Genomic DNA, 18609 nt, shown 5'->3' with positions numbered 1-18609 from the left:
TTTCATGCAAAAAAGTAGGAGCGATTGGTTGCTCAATTGTATTCCCAATTTGTCGAACTTGGCTACCGATGAGGCCTTGAATTCTGTTTGACCCCATTTGCATCTGATGAAAGGCAGCAGGGAATCTCAATTGTGAATTCGCTACCTTTTCCAGACTGGGAGAAACAGGTGATTTCTCCACCATGTTGGTCAACCACAATTGAGTAGGAAATCGACAGCCCCAAACCAGTTCCTTTTCCCACCGGTTTGGTGGTGAAGAAAGGCTCGAAAATTTTCCCTTGTTGCTCTTTGGGAATTCCTACACCATTGTCGCGAATGTGGATAGCAATGCGATCCATATTGATGGCTTCCGTCTGAGCAGTAAATCTTGGGTGTATTCTGTGGCACAAGCAATATTTCCAGTAATAAAGTTGATGGGATTATTGATTTCGTGAGCAATGCCAGCTACCAATTGTCCCAAACTAGACATTTTTTCCTGCTGTATGAGTTGGGATTGGGTGTCTTGCAGTTTTTTGAGGGTATTTTCTAATTCGAGGGTACGCTCCTGGAGCTGTTGCTCTCGGCGTTGGCGTCGTTGAAGTTCTACGCGTGATTCTTGCCATCGGCGAACTGCAAACCAGCCTAGAAAAATCGGAGAAACTAAAAAGACAAGCAGGAACTCATCGAGCTCCCACTCTTCGTGTTGCCGCGTAAGATTGTGCAACTGCTCGACTAGCTCGATACGTTGGGCTAACCAGAAAAGTACAAAGAATCCTGCAACCGATATAACTAAGTCGCGCATTGCGGGGTCAGAAAGCCACGTGGTTGCGGAGGAGGCTTTTTGGTGGATGTTAGCACGATTAGAAGTGGACACAATTGCTTAGCTCCCTGCGAAATTGTTTTTTTGAGATTTCCTAGGTGTTTGAAAATCTCTATAAGGGGCACTAATATTATATTTTTTCCGAATGTACGTGTAGAGAAAAATGCTTAAATTTTGCTAAAAGTATATATAAAATTTTCAACCAGAGAAAAATGGTTAGGATTATGTAGGAGGCAACCCGTTTCTTTACCCCCTAATACCATTTCCTTAATAATCTGCAAGAGATAATATATTTTGTAGGGGCGCAACGCGTGAGCGCCCCTACCAGGGCAATTGGCAAATACCATACAATCGTTGTTTTTCAGAAATGGTATAAAAGTATTTAAAATGGAATAAAAAATATATATGAATACAATTTCAGTTTTTGTAGGCAATTTATAGATTGTTAAGGAAAAGGGATAAAATTTTATATTTTTTGTACAATTGTTGCTAAAATTTACTACATGGTGCCAGGCGATCGCAAAATTATTTATAATGATTACATGTTTATACAACTATAAAACTTTATAAAAACAAAAGTTCGCCGGTCAGGGCTCTTGCACTTAAAAAACCTTAAAAATGGCTGCGACGAGCCAGTGAAATATTGAAATGTCCAAATTTCGACGAAATTTGCCATCAATTTACGGGGTTTCCGTATCTTTCGGCGAATACATCACCTGTGCTCGCAAAACATATTTTTGCCCTTGAACCACTGTATCGCTTTCTTGTAGCAATTCCCGCCGAAAACATAAAGCCATTTGTGCTTCCGGCTCGATAGCATGAATTGTAGACTTTTCTGCCCAGGGATACAACTCCAATAAGCGACTGGTACCACCTTCAAAATCTTGATTGAGGAAAAACAAAACCGTTAGTAAATTGCTTTCCCCATTGGTTCTTTCGACCAGTTCGTTGGGATGTAGAGCAAAACGCTGACCGCTGTCAAAGCGTAAAAATTGCAAGCGTTCGTGAATACCAACTGCCCAACGTCCGTTCATAGCTATCGGAATATAAGGGGAAATTCGCTGCCAAAGCAAATTAGCGAATTCCACATCCTGATAAACTGCTTGCTGGTAGTTATGGATTTGAGAATAATGGTCAGTTTCAGCAGACTCGTCACCTAAATTGGCAGGTTGATACCCCAAATCTTCGCTGTTTTGAATGTACTCGGCACATTCAATGGGTGAAATTAATTTGGAAACGGTAAAAGCGTGGTGCGAATAGTATTCTTTCCGCCTGCCTATCATTACTTCGTAAGCTGGTAGGTAAGGGCAAGAACCGCACTTATGACGGTCGGGCCATTCACAGCCACAAGTTGGCTTCCATTTTCCCAGACGGCGTTTTCTAGCTTTAGAACTCCCATAGAGAGAGTGATGGTAGTTGTAACTGAGTTTGTAGGTAGAGTGAATGTCTAGATTGGCAGAATGCACCGTAGAAACCTCCAATACTAACTGAAGTTGACTTAACTACCTGCCTTCCCTTGGCGGCTGGTGCTGGGATAGACTAGTAGATTGTCTCAATAAATAGTTTTGCGCGATTGAATGATTGGCACTCCTGAAAATAGCTGCAAACGAGACAGCATAAGGTAATGACACGGCACTTGTAAGTTTAGGTTCCCTAGAAGCAACTCCCTATGGAATACAGTCGTTGGAGAAAAAAGTTTGACCAGGAGATGGCCCCATTGGGCTTGACTAGCTAAGCAAGATACGAATGTTGAACTGCAGTTGCCAACAAATATCTGCTACATAAAACGATAAATAGCGCGATCCTCAGTACCTTCTTTTCAAGAAGATAGATTAGGTGAGAGATAAATGAAATCGGCGATTTGGCCGAATTAAAATACGCCTAATTGCGGATCTCAAGCTTGCGGCTGAAAGCTGGCGGTAGCAGATCCACAAATATCCATTGCTTTGACCTCGTACTATACAAAATTTTAAGCAATTAAGATAGAACGGAGAAGTCTTGGTTGTGCTTCTAACTCCTATTCATGGATTGGTTTCCTTTAGAACTGGTATAGTTTCGTCTATTTTTACGTATGCCAAACGCAGCGATCGCTGAGAAAATTTTTCTAGTTTGAGAAACGGCGAAGCCTGGTTGAATGGGGGCGAGGTATCGTATTATGCTGGTTTATCCTGCTTTTGGCAGCGATCGCATAATTTTACCGGACTGGCGATGGCCTCCCTCCTGGTACTGTACCTCAAAATACCTAGTTTGATACCTGCAAACTGTTCCAAGCAAACTTATAGGACAAGATGAAAAGTTTCGTGCTAGCCAATAGAAGTTTAGTGGGGAAATTCTGGAAAACATGGAAAAGTTCCTGGCGGGAAATTTGCCTATGGGGAATCATCCTTTGTATGGGTGGTTTTTCGGTGGGTTGTACGCCAGATATCAGCGAACATAGTTCCCCACCAAGCAGCGATGGTGCTGCCGCTACTGCGGCGCAAGATCGTCGTATTACCATTGGAACCACGCTAAACCCGCGTACCCTCGATCCCGCTGATGCTTACGAACTTTCTTCGGCGATCGTTTTAAACAACCTATGTGAGACCCTCTATACCTATAAACTGGGAACCACCGAATTGCAACCGCAGCTAGCGACAGATTTGCCCAAAATTGGTGCTAGTGGTCTTACCTACACGATTCCTTTGCGCCAAGACGTAGTTTTTCACGATGGCACGCCGTTTGACGCCCAAGCGATGGTCTTTTCCCTGAAAAGATTTATCCAAAATCAAGGGCGTCCGTCATTTTTGCTAGCGGAAGATGTGGAAAAGATCGCAGCAACGGGAAAATACGAAATCAAAATCACCCTAAAAAGGCCGTTTGCGGCGTTTCCGGCTTTGTTGACCTTTCCCGGCATGTGTGCTGTTTCTCCCCAAGCCTATGAAATTGGTCCGGGGAAATTTCAACCCCAAACCCTGGTGGGAACCGGTCCTTACCAACTAGCTAATTTTGCCACTGATGGGGTGAGGTTAGAAGCATTCGAGCAATATTGGGGGGATCCGCCCCAAAATCAGGGGGTGGTGGTGCAGCGATTTTCCACCCCAGCCAACCTATACAGTGCATTTCGGACTGGGGCTGTGGATGTGGCCTATCAATCGTTGGACCCAGAACAAATTCGCAGTTTAATAGCCAAAGCCGAGGCAGGTCAGTGGCAAGCGATCGCAGCTGATGGTACCACCATCACCTACATGACCCTGAACATCAACCAACCACCATTGGATCGAATATCTGTCAGACGGGCGATCGCAGCCGCCATCGACCGTCAAATTTTAACCGAACGGGTATTTTACGGACAAGCCGATCCCCTCTACAGCCTAATTCCCACCAAATTTGACGCCTACCAACCGGTCTTCCAAGAAAAATACAGAAATAGCAATAGTAAAAAAGCCAAGCAACTGCTAGCCGAAGCTGGTTTTTCCCGGGACAATCCCCTACAATTAGAAGTTTGGTATCCTACCGGTTCTATTGCCCGTAGCCTTGCTGCCAGAACCATCCAAGCAATTGCCGAACGCGACCTAGATGGTTGGCTAAAAATTCAAGTTTCCAATGTAGATGCCGCCACTGGCTACGGTTATTTAGAACAAGGTGCCTATCCCACCTTTTTGGTCAGTTGGTATGCGGATTTTTTCGATCCGGATAACTATATCCAACCCTTTCTCTCCTGTCAGGAAGGTTCCCCGGAAACCGGATGTACCAGAGGTGCCAGTCAATACCAAGGATCGTTTTACTACAACCGCCGCGCCAACCAACTCATCGAGCGATCGCGCCAAACCCTCGATCGCAAACAGCGACAGCAACAGTTCGCCAAACTACAAGAAATCCTAGCCCGCGACGTCCCTTTTATTCCCCTCTGGCAAAATAAAGACTACGCCTTTGCACAAAACCACATCCGTGGCGTACGCTTGGAACCAACCCAACCCCTGCCCATGTGGACCATTCGCAAAACCTCAGCTCGCCGCTAACCCAAAAATGCCATGTCCCGTAGCCAAGCCTTACAATCTTACATTCTGCTGCGCCTGCTGTTAGCCCCTTTGATGCTGTGGGTAATTACCACTGTGGTCTTTTTATTGCTGCGAGCCACCCCCGGCGATCCCGTCGATGCAATTTTAGGGCCGCGCGCGCCAGCCAATTTTAAACAGGAGATGCGGGAACAGTTGGGATTGGCGGGTTCTTTGTGGGAGCAGTATGTTGATTACATGGGCCATCTTCTGAAACTGGATTTGGGAGAATCTGCCACCAGCGGCGGCGAAACTGTTTGGCAAATTGTTGGTGACTATTTCCCCGCCACGGCAGAACTTGCGATTGCGGGGATGCTGGTTGCTGTAATTGCTGGAACCACCATTGGTGCCCTTGCCGCTTCCCATCCCAATACCAAAACGGACCTTTTCGGTCGCCTCTACGGCATCGTTACTTATTCTATTCCCATGTTCTGGTTTGGCATGGTGTTGCAGTTTGTATTTGCGGTCAACTTAGGTTGGTTTCCCTTAGGAACGCGATTTCCCGCCACTATGCCACCGCCAGAGAGCATTACAGGGTTGTATGTGGTGGATAGTCTGCTAGCGGGCAATATCGAGAAATTATTGACTTCCCTACACTATTTGGCACTTCCCAGTCTCACCCTGGGATTATTGATTGGCGGAATTTTCGAGCGCATTATACGGGTGAATTTGCGGCGAACCTTACAAGCGGACTATGTAGAGGCAGCGAGAGCCAGGGGCATTCCCGAACGGCGCATTGTAATCGCTCACGCTCTCAAAAATGCCCTCATTCCGGCGATTACCGTATTGGGATTAACCTTTGCGGCTTTGTTGGGGGGGGCGGTGCTCACGGAAGTCACGTTTTCCTGGCCGGGTCTGGCAAGCCGTCTCTACGAAGCAATTACCCAACGCGACTATCCCACGGTACAGGGGATTGTGGTATTTTTTGCCGCCATTGTGGTGGTTGCTTCTATTGTTATCGACGTTCTCAACGCTCTGATTGACCCTCGGATTCGGTATTAGGGAAAGCGTACCGAGCGTGTCGAGGGTGGGAGATTGTTGACGCTCTCACGAATTCTATTCGTGAGATTCTTGCTTCGTTGGGTGTACCTAGGTGGATTCGCGAAGAGAACTAGCCCATTCCCGGCGCACAGGGACCCTCGGCGAGCGTTTTTCCGCCCTATTGTGGACGTACTTTTCATGCAATTGTAGTATATTTTTGACGGTGGCGACCGCCGCACGGGTCGCTTTTCCTCTCTGCTAGGAAAGAGGCAGGGCCTGCAAGCTCCCGTCTTTATTTCGTAAATTATGGAATTATAATTCATCGTTGTTTCTCACCCCCCGATGCCCCCATGCCCGAATGTTTCCATGCTCGGTATGCTGCTCAAAAACGCTCAATCGCTTCCACCAACCGATCGCATTCTGACTCTAAAGTTAAATAATGCACGCAAGCGCGAATGCAGTCTGGGTCGCGGAGGGTTCGTACGAAAATTCGATGTTTTTCTAAATATTCTACGCATTCTTGGTGCGATCGCCCGTTGGTAAGTTGAAAAGATATCAATCCTGCTTCCGGTGGCGAAGTTCGCAAGCAGGTCACCTGGGGAAGCTGGCTGAGGCGTTTCCAAAGGTAGCTGCTGAGCTGTTGGATGCGTTGGAAGCGTTGTTGGGGGGTTCCCCATTGGTGGTGAAATGCGATCGCTTCTTGCAAACCGGCATACAGAGGATAGGCGGAGGTGGCAATTTCGTAGCGTTGCCCACCCGATTTCCAGCCGGTGGGTTGCCCGGTGGCGTCTAGGGTAATTCCACGCCAGCCAATAAAAGTTGGTGAAAGTTGTTGGAGCGCTGCCGCACTGACGTACAATCCCCCTACACCGGCAGGACCGCACCACCATTTATGACCGGTAAAGGCGTAAAAATCCACCCCGGTTTCCGGCAAATTCAACGGCATGGATCCTACAGACTGGGCACCATCTACCAAAACTTGGGTATCCGAACTGTTTTCCCGGCAGGCTCTCACAATTTCTTTCAGGGGTAAAATTTGTCCGGTGTTCCACAGGAGATGACTCAAAACCACTAATCGGGTTTGCGGTTTTAAGTGAGCATAGATGAGGGCTGCGGCATCGCCTTCGTTGAGGGTTTCTTTGATGGGGCAGGTATCGATCTGGATGCCATGGCGACGCTGGATTTCTTGAATCACTGCGATGACGCCGGGATGTTCGCAGTCGGTGATTAAAAGGCGATCGCCCGCGCGCCAGTCCAATCCCCACAGGGCAATATTGCACCCAACGGTCACGTCTTCGGTGAGGGCAATGGTTTCCGTGTTGGCACCGAGTTCCCTGGCGATCGCATCCCGTGTTTTCCGAATTTGCTGGCCAACCCAACTGTTGGTGGCTTGGGAAAAAGGTCCCGTCCGCTGTACTTGTTCGTAAGCATTGTAGATCGCTGCGAGAGTCGGTTGCGGTAGCGGTCCCTGACCGCCATAGTTGAAATAGGCTTTGTTGGCTAAAGCTGGAAATTGTTCTCTTTGCTGTTCTAAAAAGGAAATAGCACTCATGAAGAAAATTGACCGCTATGGAATAGAAAAAACTGCAAGCATATTCTTTCTAGTTTATAGGAATTGGGAACCTGGCCGCGCAAAAGAATGGTTGTCTATCCCATTACAGCAATCTATGAACCCGGGCAAATTCCTGCTCGATCTGATTGAGCAATTCCGTAGCCTCTTTGTATTGCTGGACTTGCACTTTTTCCTCGAGCTGACTGCACAATTTCGCCATACCGGTCAAGCCCAAATTGCTGCTGCTGCCGCGCAAGGCATGGGAGGTTTTTAAAGCGGTTTCTGCCTGTTGTTGGGCGATCGCTTCTCGCATAGAATGCAGCATGCGGGGGGTATGCTGGACAAACAGGCGAATCAGTTCTGTAACCACATCGGGTTCGCCATCTTCCTGCAAACTATCGCGCAATCGTTCCAGCATGCTCTCATCCACTTCCGCTTCTCCTTGAACTTCGTCGTCAGCCGCGGCAGAACGACAAGCCAACAAAGCCTGCTGCAAAATTTCAACTTTGACCGGTTTGCTGATATAATCATCCATGCCTGCCTCCAAACAACGGTCGCGATCGCCCTCCATAGCCCCGGCCGTCATCGCAATAATGCGCGGCCTTTGGTCTTGCCAGCGCTGGCAAATTTGTTGTGCTGCCTCCAAACCGCTCATCTCCGGCATTTGCACGTCCATCAAGACCACATCGTAGGACTGGCGCTGCAAAGCTTCGAGGGCTTCTTTACCGTTGTTGGCCACATCAGCGCGATAGCCCATGCGTTCTAACATGCGCAAAGCCACTTTTTGATTGACCACATTGTCTTCCGCCAGTAAAATTCGCAAAGGCAAGCGCGCGGCAAGTTGACTATCCACCCGGGAAGGTTGGGGTTTGCTTTGGCTGGCTTGCCCGGCAAAAATCCCCATCAAAATGTTATAAAGCTGCGATGGTTTGATGGGTTTGAGCAAAAAGGCAGCAAAATTCCTTTTATCGGTTTGGCTGGGATGCCCCAGCGATGTCAGCATCACTAGGGGGAGCTTGCCATTTGCTTCCAAACTGCGAATTTCTTTGGCTAAAGTAATGCCGTCCATTTCCGGCATTTGCATGTCCAAAATCGCCACATCAAAGCGATCGCCGCGTCGCAAACAGTTCAGCGCCTCCGAAGCACTTTCCACGCCCAAGCTTTTCATCCCCCATTTCGCCGTTTGCATGCTCAAAATGCGCCGGTTGGTGATATTATCATCTACAATGAGCAAATTTTTGCCTTCCAATTGCGGGGGATTTTTATCATCCCCCGATTCGGGTTGGTTGGGTGCGCGCGCTACAGCAATATTGAAGTAAAAAGTCGAACCTTTACCGAGTTCGCTTTCTACCCACATTCTGCCGCCCATTAAATCGGTAAGGCGCTGGCTAATTGCCAATCCCAACCCTGTACCGCCGTATTTGCGCGTGGTGGAAGCGTCAATTTGGGAAAACGATCGAAACAAGCGATTGGTTTTATCTTTAGAAATACCAATGCCCGTATCCCGCACTGAGAAGGTAATTTGATAGTACGTATTGTGCAGGTTGAGGGTATTTTCCCGGGTACTCTCTTGCGGTTGCTCGCTGTTTTCTTCTTCCTGATTGCTCGATGTTCTACCGGCTTCCAATTGTAGCGACCAATTGCCCAAACATTCCGCAGAAACATTGACCACCACTTCTCCCTGCTCGGTAAATTTCACGGCGTTGCTCAGTAAATTCACCAGGATTTGCCGTACTCTGGTAATATCCCCAACCACCATTTTGGGTGTATCTTCGGAAATATAATAAGCCAAATCTAGATTTTTTTTAGAAGCATTGGGTGCCACCAAATCCAAGGATTCTTCCACGCAATCGCGCAGGTTAAAAGGTTGGTTTTCTAGCTCTAATTTACCGGCTTCAATTTTGGAGAAATCTAAAATATCGTTAATAATGGCAAGCAAGCTTTCGCCACTGCTACGTACGGTTTCTACAAATTCCCGTTGGGTGGCGTTGAGGTCGGTTTCCAGCAACAGCCCGGTCATACCAATGACTGCGTTCATGGGAGTACGCAGTTCGTGGCTCATATTGGCGATAAAATCGGATTTTAATTGAGTAGCGGTTTGGGCGTTTTGTAGTTGCTCTTCCAGTTCGTCTACCTTTTCTTCAAGGGTATCGGCTTTCTCGCGAGTACTTTGGTACTCCGCTTGCCAGGTGGTGAGATAATCTTGTAACTGGCTGTGGGTTCTCCGGGAAAACCACCAAGCATGCCCGCCGAGGAGTAGTAAAATCAAACCGCTGCCAGTTCCCCCTAAAATTTGCAAGCGGCGGGTGTTGATGCGAATGGATTGTTGGTGTTCTTGTTTTAACGTTTCTAAAGCTCGGTCGAACTGAGATTGATTTTGGGCAATTTTGGCGATGCGATCGGAAAAATTCATTTGTTGCGGCATGGTTTCCGATGTTTTGACGGAAAAATAAGCGGATTCGGCTTCTTGAACCATGCTGCGGTAACTCCGATCGAGGGTTTGCCAGGAAACCGTTGGTTGACGCCATCCCTGCGGAGGTTCCTGCGGAAATTGCCACTTTTCGTAGACATCCTGGAGCTGGGACATGGTATTTTCTTTTTCCGAGGGATTGGAAGCTGCCTGCAAAGCCAACATGGCTTGATTGAGCTGCTGGGCGTTTTGCTGCTGTTCGTTGATTTGTTCGATAATTTGGGAACTTTTCGACAGCTGCCAAGCCAGTTTTTGTACGGTTACAGCCGTAGCGATCGCGACCAGCCCCACTGCGGTAAAAATTGCTAGATGGGCACGAGTTTGTAAAATCTGGGCAGAACGCATGGGATTGTTCGGGTATGACCTGGGCATATCTCGATCCAAGTGCAATTAAAATTAGTAATCTTTGCTAGATTTCTGGTAAATACGAGCAGTTCTTCACATAGCGTAGCAGGGAGCAATTAAGGATGTGCAGCCATCGGCAACAATTCTGTATAGCTGGTTTGTTTCTTTTTGGGAAAACCATAGAACCAAACCACCCCCCTATCCCATCCCAAAAAAAGATTGCTGCTTTTGCAAAAACGAACTTCTTCACCGAGAGCTATATCCTAGCTATTCAGCTTGATGGCGGCATCTGTTAAAGACTCAGCCTGGTCAACTTTCGGACTTTTTCCAGCTCGCACCCTATCCGTTCGGGTCGGCGTCAGGTAGTTGACTTGCATCGGCGTCGGGAGTGCGTCACGATACTAAATAGCATACTGCTGGAAAATGGAAACTTCAGATATAATCCCCGGTCGGGATGGCCAATGCTCACTGACGACCTTCTAGTTGATTACCAACGCTGCTCTCGCCGTTCGTTTTTAAATTTGTACGGCGATCGCAATAGCCTGGACTCAGAAAATGAGTGGGTACGCAGGCTGCAAAAAGCCTCCCAGAAACATCGTCAAGAACACGTACGTGCTATGTCCGCCGTACGACCAGTATATCCCGACGGTGATTGGTGGGCAGGAGCAGATGCAACTGTTGCCTTGATGCGTCAAGGGGTAGAACGCATCTACGGTGGCATTATTCTTTGGCAAGCGTCAACCGCAAGCCCTCTAGCTGGTTGTCCGGATGTCTTAATCAAACAGCCAGGACCTTCTATTTTTGGCGAGTGGTACTACGTTCCATTAGAAATTAAGTATAGCAGGCGTCCCAAACGGGAATATCGCACGATTCTAGCGTATCAAGTCTCTATTTTAGATGCTATTCAACAGACGGCGATTGATGAGGCTTGGTTGCTGCTGCGCGATCGCGGTTACTACCGAGTAGCTGTTCGCCGCTGGTTGCCACAGGTACGGGAATTGGTGGATGCCTGTCTTGCTAGTTTAAATCAATCCCAGGTTCCAGAAGTTTTTATGGCCCGCTACCCTTGCGATACCTGTCGTTGGTACAGCAGTTGCTACGCTGTAGCCAGCCAATCGCGCCACCTTTCGTTGGTTCCGGGGGTAACCCCCAAACGCTACCAGTATTTAAAAACCCTCAATATTTCGACTCTGGAACGTTTGGCAACCGCCAATCCCGAAACCATTGCCCCTTGCCTGGAGGAGACCGCTGGCAAAAATCCCGCTGCTGCCACACAGGTGGCGGCTTCCATTGTGCGCCAAGCCCAATCGATTTTACACCAGCAACCCATTTCCCTGCCTTCGGTGCCGGGGTTTCATCCCAGCCATTTTCCCCACGCACCGGTAGAATTTTATTTTGATGTGGAGGCAGAACCGGAACGGGATTTAATTTTTTTGCACGGGGTGTTGGTGGTCAATACGCAAACCAACACGGAAACGTTCCATGCTTGTATTGCCAAAACGCCAGCTGAGGAGGGAGATTGTTGGCAGCAATTTTTGGAGCTGGCTTGGCGGTATCCCCAAGCACCTATTTTTCACTTTTGCGAGTACGAAGTGCAAATTATTAAAAAATTAGCCAAACGCTACCATACGCCGGTGCAGTGGTGGTCGCCGTTGGTGGAGCGTTGTGTAGACGTACACAAGTGGGTGACGAAAACGGTGGTGTTACCGGTGGAGAGCTATGCTTTAAAAGCGATCGCCCGTTGGATGGGGTTTGACTGGCGCGCCAATCAAGCCAATGGTGCCCAATGTATCTGCTGGTACGACCGGTGGTTGGAACTCGGCGATCGCGAGGCTTTGGATGCGATCGTACGCTACAACGAAGACGATTGTCGGGCTACTTACGTGGTCGCCAGTTGGTTGCGGCGATTCTGGTATTCCACCAACCAAAATGCCTCTATAGAAGGCGAAGAAGTGGGTTAAGCAATTTGCAGCATGTCGGTATATTCGGTCAGGAGTTCCTCGTAAGTCAGACTATCGCTGGCATCTTGTGGGCACCAAAGAAGTTCAAATACCAATAAATATTCGGGAGTGGTGGCGGCTACCTTTTTCAAGGCAGTTTCTAGGTCTTCTGGCGAGTAAACTGTATCGAATAAGGGTTGGTCGTCTTCCGTGCCGATGAGTAAGGTTACCACAATGTAAGCACTGGGACCTTCTTCGGCGTCGGGTTGTACTTCTTTGGTTTCAATTTCACCCCCTTCGTGGCGAAATGTTTCTTGGGAAAAGTTGCTGCGTTCGGCGATGGATAATTCTTCAAAAAATCTTGCTGCTGCGCTGCGGTTGGGAAATGTCTGGGATTCGCTGCGGGCATAGCGCCAGTATTCGGAAGCTTGTAGCAGGGTCAGAGCCGATTGTTGTAGGAAATTTGCCAGTCCTTCTCGGGTTTCTAGGTCGGCTTTGCTGCTGGCTTCTGTGAGTTATTGCTGCACGTCTCGGGCGATCGCGAGCAAAGCAATTTGCAGTTTGCTCACGGTAACCACTTCGTTTTCTAACTCTGATGGACCGCTTTCCCCATCTGTATTTTCAGAATTGCTGGTGAGGGAAACGAGAAAACCGCGCCCGATCGCCAAAAATACAACTGCGAACAAGCCACCTCCTACAGCAAGAAAGATCCAACTCCCCGTTCTGGAAGTGTGGGTGTTCGGCGATTGCGATCGCGTTTCGGCTTCGTCAATCGCGCGATCGCGGTTGGGAACGGTCTGGGTGGGCGAATGGTTCTGACTCGGCGAAGACGGTAGGGGGGAGGTGGGCGTGGTGGAACGGTTTGGTGAAGGAGTGCGCTGAGGGGAAGTTTGGGAATTGGTAGGATTTTGGCGACTGTCGCTTTCTGACGTCGAACTGCTGCGATTGGGGGTAGGAGAACTTTCTTGGAAAGACCCACCTCGTAGGCTCGATCCGGAAGTAGACCTTTGGGAAGGGCTGTGGGAGGAATTCGAGGAAGAAGAAGTGCCCTGGGGGCTGGAACCGGAACTGGTTGAGGGGGAAGAATTGCGTCGGAATGAACCCCCGCGCGAGCGCCCACCACTGCTGCGAGCGGATGCTGCGGGCGTTTCTAAGGAAATCGCACCAGAGGGAGATGGGTTTGGGGTTCGCGAAATATCTCCAAAAAATACCAAAGCGATCGCCACCGACAGCCAAACTGGAAATTTGCGTTTCATTTTCAATACATACTTTGAAGGTGATTATTTTTCTGAATACAAAGCTGTCTCATTCATAGCGTAATTTAAGACGAGTTGTCCTTAGGGTCGATGTAAAGTTTTATTTTTTCCCACAAATCCGGGCGACGCTGGCGGGTGCGTTCGATTTGTTTTTGTCGCCGCCAACGCGCGATCGCCTTGTGGTCGCCGGAACGCAAAATTGGTGGCACTTCCCAACCGCGGAAAACAGCCGGCCTGGTATATTGGGGATAATCGAGCAATCCACCCTCAAAACTTTCTGCTTTCAGCGATTCCTTCTTGCCCACCGTACCTGGTAGCAATCGCACCACCCCATTCACAATCGCCAAAGCCGGAATTTCGCCGCCGGTCAGCACAAAATCCCCCAAAGAAACCTCCCGGGTGACAATGTGGGTAATGCGTTCGTCAATCCCTTCATAATTGCCACAAACAATCACCAACTGTTCGTAACTGCTGGCAAGTTTCCACAGCAAAGGTTGGTTGACCGTTTCCCCTTGAGGAGACAGCAAAATAATTTCGCGCGGCGCACATACCGGCAACGATTCGATAGCCGCAAAGACCGGTTCCGGCTTCATCACCATACCCGCCCCACCGCCATAGGGTTCGTCATCCACCCGCCGGTGTTTATCGTGGGTAAAATCGCGAGGATTGACCAAATTCACTTGCGCAATTTGTCGGTTTAAAGCTTTTCCTAGAAGTCCGGTTTGTAAGGGAGACTGAAAAAAGTCAGGAAATATAGTGATTATGTCTATACGCACGGATAGTTTTCTGAAATGGAACGCCAATTAAATGAAAAGGGAGCGAAAACAGTAAGAAAGCCGAAAGGGATTGTACTTTGCTAACTGGGAAACTAGCAAATTTGCGGGGGCTTGATTTGCCATTCCCGTATGTTAGCTAGCGGGCAAACGCCCCATGTGGGTGGAGCTGGTTTCCCTCAAGGCATTGCATCAAAAGTCGTTTTTGTCGGGTTGCTCGTTGGTTTCATCTCAATCCTCCAAGCCCCAACTTCTCGTTGAGGTCAGTGACAAACCAATACTTGCCCGTGGATGCATTTTGGCAGTTGAATTTCAACCTTGACGACGGGGGTCGCTGGGGCATGGTTTGGCCACTGTTGGTCGAGTATGTTTGCCATAGCTGGGTTTTGGTCTAATATACACCTAAGAAACAGACAACCAACGTCTGCCATGTTTGGGATCCATTTTTCTATCTTCCCATACCCCGATTGCCAATTGGTTATGACGTCGCAGAAGGCAACCATCAACTTTCCTCAAAACCTACGGTCATTTCCCGGTAAACTAGAAAACATTTAGAGGGGACTCCCCATAATAAAATAGTCATTCTGTTGGTACTTGGCCAGCGAAATGGCTTTTCAGTCCAGCCCACTTGGTCTTGAGAACACATTGCTCGCTCGCCAACTGTTTATGTGGAAACAACCCCCGGTTACGGAGTTCGTACAATGATGCAGCTAGAAACCAACCCTATGCTTGCCGACAATCCCAACTCCCTCAAACGCACCATTCTGGCAATCGGCGGCGCTGAAGATAAAGTACACGGACGGGAAATTTTATCGACATTTTTTACTCGTGCCGGTGGTAGAGATGCCAAAATAGCCATCCTCCCTTCCGCATCCCGGGAACCCCAAGCAACCGGGGGAAGATATCGCACCATCTTTGAAGATATGGGAGCTAAATCGGCCGAAATTTTGGATATTCGCGAGCGCGATCGCGCTGCCGATCCAATCTGGGAAGAACAACTAGAAGAAGCAACTGGCGTTTTTTTTACCGGCGGCGACCAGCTACGTCTGTGTGCGATTTTGGCCGATACTCCCATTATGGAAAAGATTCGCTTGAAAGTACATCGGGGAGAAGTCATTTTGGCAGGAACCAGTGCTGGGGCAGCCGTGATGGGGCATCACATGATTGCTGGTGGCGGTTCTGGGGAATCTCCCTGCCGTTCTCTGGTGGATATGACTACGGGATTGGGAATTATTCCAGAAGTGATTGTGGACCAACACTTCCACAACCGCAACCGCATGGCCCGATTGCTCAGTGCCATTGCCTGCCACCGCGATCGCATTGGCATTGGCATCGATGAAGATACCTGTGCCATGTTTGAAGGCGACGGCGTTTTGCAAGTGGTTGGTCGGGGAACGGTAACCGCTATCGACGCATTGGAACTTTCCCACACCAACGAACCGCGCGTTAGCGCCAGCGACCCCCTCAGCCTCGCTAACCTGTGCGTTCACATTCTCACCCACGGCGATCGCTACCACTGGCGAGAACGGCGCGTCGTTCCCAGCGAAATCTCTTTCTCCGGCGATTGAATCCCCCAGCCGCTACCAGAACCAAATCGAGCCACAGGCGCTAAGTAGGGGAAATTGTTCGCAGCGAACAGTTTTACCATTCCCTCTCAGCTCAGACTAATTGAATAATGCTTAATTTCGTTTACGATCGCTTGCTTCAAGCATTACATTGCCGGAGTCACCCATGAGAATTCTAAGAGTCCAAACTTTACGCGGTCCGAACTACTGGAGTATTCGCTATGGCAAACTCATTGTGATGCGCCTGGATTTAGAAGATTTGGCGCACAAACGCTCTAGCGACCTTCCCGGTTTCTACGAAGCCCTCAAAGAAACGCTGCCTAGTTTGGACGAACACAAGTGTTCCCGCGGGTATCGGGGCGGATTTTTAGAACGTCTGAAAGAAGGAACGCTCATGGGGCATATCGTCGAACACGTAGCCCTAGAACTGCAGCAACTCGCACAGATGCCCGTTCGATTTGGACGCACCCGCGAAACCTCCGAACCAGGTGTTTACCAAGTTGTGTTTCAATACGTATACGAAAAAGCCGGTCGCTACGCCGGGCGGGCAGCCGTACGCATGTGTCAAAGCATTGTCGATACCGGTCGCTACCCGCAAAGCGAACTAAAACAGGATTTACAAGATTTAGATGAACTACGACAGGAAGCCGCCCTAGGACCGAGTACGGAAACCATTATTCGCGCAGCTGAAGCCAGAGGCATTCCCTGGATGCCCCTGAAAGCTCGCTCCATGGTGCAGTTGGGCTATGGCATTTACCAAAAACGCCTACAAGCTACCCTCACCGACACCAGTAGCATTCTCGGTGTAGAACTCGCCTGCGACAAAGAAGGCACCAAACGCATCCTCGCAGAAGCCGGCATTCCGGTTCCCCGGGGCACTGTCATTCACTACTTTGAAGACCTTGAAGATGCCGTTGAAGAAGTGGGCAGTTTTCCCGTGGCGATCAAACCCTTAGATGGCAACCACGGACGCGGCATTACCATTAACATCGACAATATGGAGGAAGCCGAAGCTGCCTACGACCAAGCCAAAGAAGCTTCCAAAACCCGCTCCATTCTTGTGGAAAGCTTTCACTTCGGCAGCGACCATCGGATTTTGGTGGTCAACGGCAAAGTCATAGCCGTATCGGAACGAGTCCCCGCCCATGTGGTGGGAGACGGCCAATCAACCATCACCGAACTCATCGAAGAAACCAACCGCGATCCCCGACGCGGCGAAGGTCACGATAATGTTCTGACCAAACTAAAAGTCGATCGCACCAGTACCAGCATTTTAGAAAAACAAGGCTATACCCTCGACAGCATTCCCCCAGAAGGGCAAGTGTGCTATTTGCGCGCCACTGCTAATCTCAGTACCGGCGGCATCGCCATCGACCGTACCGACCAAATCCATCCCGAAAATGTCTGGCTAGCTGAACGGGTCGCCAAGCTAATTGGTTTGGATATTGCCGGTATTGATGTGGTTACCCAGGACATTAGCAAACCACTGCGGGAAGTGGATGGGGTGGTTATTGAAGTAAACGCAGCGCCGGGATTTCGCATGCATGCGTGTCCCAGCCACGGCCAGGCCCGCAATGTAGGTGGTGCGGTGGTGGATATGATGTTTCCACCGGGAACGCCTTGCCAAATTCCCATTATCTCCATTACCGGGACCAACGGCAAAACCACGACCACCCGGTTGATCGCTCACATGATGAAACAAACCCAGAAAACGGTGGGCTATACCACCACAGATGGTACCTATATTGGGAATTGGTTGGTGGAACCGGGGGATAATACCGGACCCCAAAGTGCCCATTTGATTCTACGCGACCCCACGGTGGAAGTAGCGGTTTTAGAAACGGCGAGAGGTGGGATTTTGCGTTCTGGATTGGCGTTTGAAAGCTGCGATGTGGGGGTGGTCCTCAATGTTAGTGCCGACCATTTGGGGATTGGCGATATTAATACTATCGAACAAATGGCGGACTTGAAGGCGGTGGTGGCAGAGGCAGTTCACCGCAACGGTTATGCCATTTTGAACGCGGATGATTTTCGGGTCGCTAAAATGGCGGAGAAGGTTTTGGGGAAAGTGATATTTTTTAGTCGCCATTTGGATAGCGAAATTATTCAAAATTCTGTGGCCAATGGTGGGACGGCTGTGGTTTACGAAAATGGTTATTTATCGATTTTGCAACCTCCTGCTCCCCCTAGAGAGGAAAATCAGTTGCTACGCATTGAAAAGGTGGAAAATATTCCGCTTACCATGGGTGGCAAAGCTGGTTTTATGATTGAAAATGCATTGGCGGCATGTGGGGCAGCCTACGTACAAGGGGTTACTTGGGAGCAAATGCGCCTCGGTTTGACCACGTTCCGGGCTTCCACCAGTCAAACCCCGGGTCGGATGAATTTGTTCGATTTGGGCAAGTTCCACGCTTTGGTGGATTACGCTCACAACCCCGCTAGCTATCAGGCGGTGGGTGAGTTTGTCAGAAGCTGGTCTGGCCAGCGTATTGGTGTGGTAGGTGCCCCGGGCGATCGCCGCGATGGTGATTTTATTGAGTTGGGGCATTTGTCGGCGCAAATTTTTGATTGGATTTTGGTGAAAGAAGACGACGATACCCGCGGTCGCGATCGCGGTGAGGTTGCCGACCTGATTTGTCAGGGGATTCGCGAAGAAAATCCAGATGCGAAATACGAGTCGATTTTAGAAGAAACGCGAGCGATCGAAGTGGCTCTGGATGAGGCTTCGGAAGGCAGTTTGGTGGTGATTTTACCGGAAAGCGTACGTCGCGCTATTGACTTAATTGAGAAACGCAAACCATTGCCAGAAGGACTAACCCAATCACTGGACAAAAATCGACATTCGTGTTGATTGCGTTCGGTTCGTCCAGCCTTGGTCTCGTAGCAGACTCCGT

Annotated in this window: 12 protein-coding genes and 1 pseudogene; 5 read left to right on the top strand and 8 right to left on the bottom strand. The window is 49.2% G+C overall.

The window, feature by feature from the left end; translation table 11 throughout:
- Nucleotides 1–62: 62 nt before the first annotated feature.
- The 3 genes from AS151_RS23265 to AS151_RS18215 all read right to left on the bottom strand — a co-directional run bounded on the left by AS151_RS23265 (nt 63) and on the right by AS151_RS18215 (nt 2265).
- The gene (locus AS151_RS23265; RefSeq protein WP_343327442.1) at nt 63–338 is read right to left on the bottom strand and encodes an ATP-binding protein; all 276 of its coding nucleotides are present in this window, start codon (nt 336–338) and stop codon (nt 63–65) included.
- Complete coding sequence (locus AS151_RS23260) at nt 299–853, bottom strand: hypothetical protein (RefSeq protein ID WP_343327441.1); 555 nt, start codon at nt 851–853, stop codon at nt 299–301. The genes AS151_RS23265 and AS151_RS23260 overlap by 40 nt, the downstream gene beginning before the upstream one ends.
- 626 nt (nt 854–1479) lie before the next feature.
- Complete coding sequence (locus AS151_RS18215; RefSeq protein WP_139240763.1) at nt 1480–2265, bottom strand: hypothetical protein; 786 nt, start codon at nt 2263–2265, stop codon at nt 1480–1482.
- Nucleotides 2266–3189: 924 nt separating this feature from the next.
- Between AS151_RS18215 and AS151_RS18210 the strand changes: the two genes are divergently transcribed.
- Both AS151_RS18210 and AS151_RS18205 read left to right on the top strand, forming a co-directional pair.
- Complete coding sequence (locus AS151_RS18210) at nt 3190–4797, top strand: ABC transporter substrate-binding protein (protein ID WP_139240761.1); 1608 nt, start codon at nt 3190–3192, stop codon at nt 4795–4797.
- Nucleotides 4798–4809: 12 nt separating this feature from the next.
- Entirely contained in the window at nt 4810–5835 is a 1026-nt protein-coding gene (locus AS151_RS18205; protein ID WP_071518496.1) for an ABC transporter permease, read from the top strand.
- A gap of 361 nt (nt 5836–6196) precedes the next feature.
- Here AS151_RS18205 and AS151_RS18200 read toward each other — a convergent pair whose 3' ends face one another.
- The gene (locus tag AS151_RS18200) at nt 6197–7366 is read right to left on the bottom strand and encodes an aminotransferase class V-fold PLP-dependent enzyme (protein WP_071518495.1); all 1170 of its coding nucleotides are present in this window, start codon (nt 7364–7366) and stop codon (nt 6197–6199) included.
- A 103-nt stretch (nt 7367–7469) separates the two neighbouring features.
- A complete protein-coding gene (locus tag AS151_RS18195; protein ID WP_071518494.1) occupies nt 7470–10208 on the bottom strand; it encodes a response regulator in 2739 nt (912 codons plus the stop codon).
- 434 nt (nt 10209–10642) lie between these two features.
- Here AS151_RS18195 and AS151_RS18190 point away from each other — a divergent pair, with 434 nt between their 5' ends.
- Nucleotides 10643–12142, top strand: a complete 1500-nt coding sequence (locus AS151_RS18190; RefSeq protein ID WP_071518493.1) for a TM0106 family RecB-like putative nuclease — start codon at nt 10643–10645, stop codon at nt 12140–12142.
- Here the strand turns inward: AS151_RS18190 and AS151_RS20995 are convergent.
- The 3 genes and pseudogenes from AS151_RS20995 to trmD all read right to left on the bottom strand — a co-directional run.
- Nucleotides 12139–12624: pseudogene (locus tag AS151_RS20995) on the bottom strand (DUF1517 domain-containing protein); the annotation flags it as partial. The gene AS151_RS18190 and the pseudogene AS151_RS20995 overlap by 4 nt on opposite strands.
- A 12-nt stretch (nt 12625–12636) precedes the next feature.
- Entirely contained in the window at nt 12637–13377 is a 741-nt protein-coding gene (locus AS151_RS18180; RefSeq protein WP_071518491.1) for a hypothetical protein, read from the bottom strand.
- A 65-nt stretch (nt 13378–13442) separates the two neighbouring features.
- The gene (trmD, locus tag AS151_RS18175) at nt 13443–14153 is read right to left on the bottom strand and encodes a tRNA (guanosine(37)-N1)-methyltransferase TrmD (protein WP_071518490.1); all 711 of its coding nucleotides are present in this window, start codon (nt 14151–14153) and stop codon (nt 13443–13445) included.
- 698 nt (nt 14154–14851) lie between these two features.
- Here trmD and AS151_RS18165 point away from each other — a divergent pair.
- Together AS151_RS18165 and cphA are read left to right on the top strand one after the other, a co-directional pair.
- A complete protein-coding gene (locus AS151_RS18165; RefSeq protein ID WP_071518488.1) occupies nt 14852–15718 on the top strand; it encodes a cyanophycinase in 867 nt (288 codons plus the stop codon).
- A gap of 163 nt (nt 15719–15881) precedes the next feature.
- Nucleotides 15882–18566 carry a cyanophycin synthetase gene (cphA, locus tag AS151_RS18160; RefSeq protein WP_071518487.1) on the top strand — a complete coding sequence of 895 codons (2685 nt, stop codon included), beginning with the start codon at nt 15882–15884 and terminating at the stop codon, nt 18564–18566.
- The last annotated feature ends 43 nt before the right edge of the window (nt 18567–18609 follow it).

The organism is Geitlerinema sp. PCC 9228 (assembly GCF_001870905.1).
Classification (GTDB): Bacteria; Cyanobacteriota; Cyanobacteriia; order Cyanobacteriales; family PCC-9228; genus PCC-9228.
Note: the sequence above shows the minus strand (reverse complement) of the source record. Positions and strands in the feature narration are given on the sequence as shown.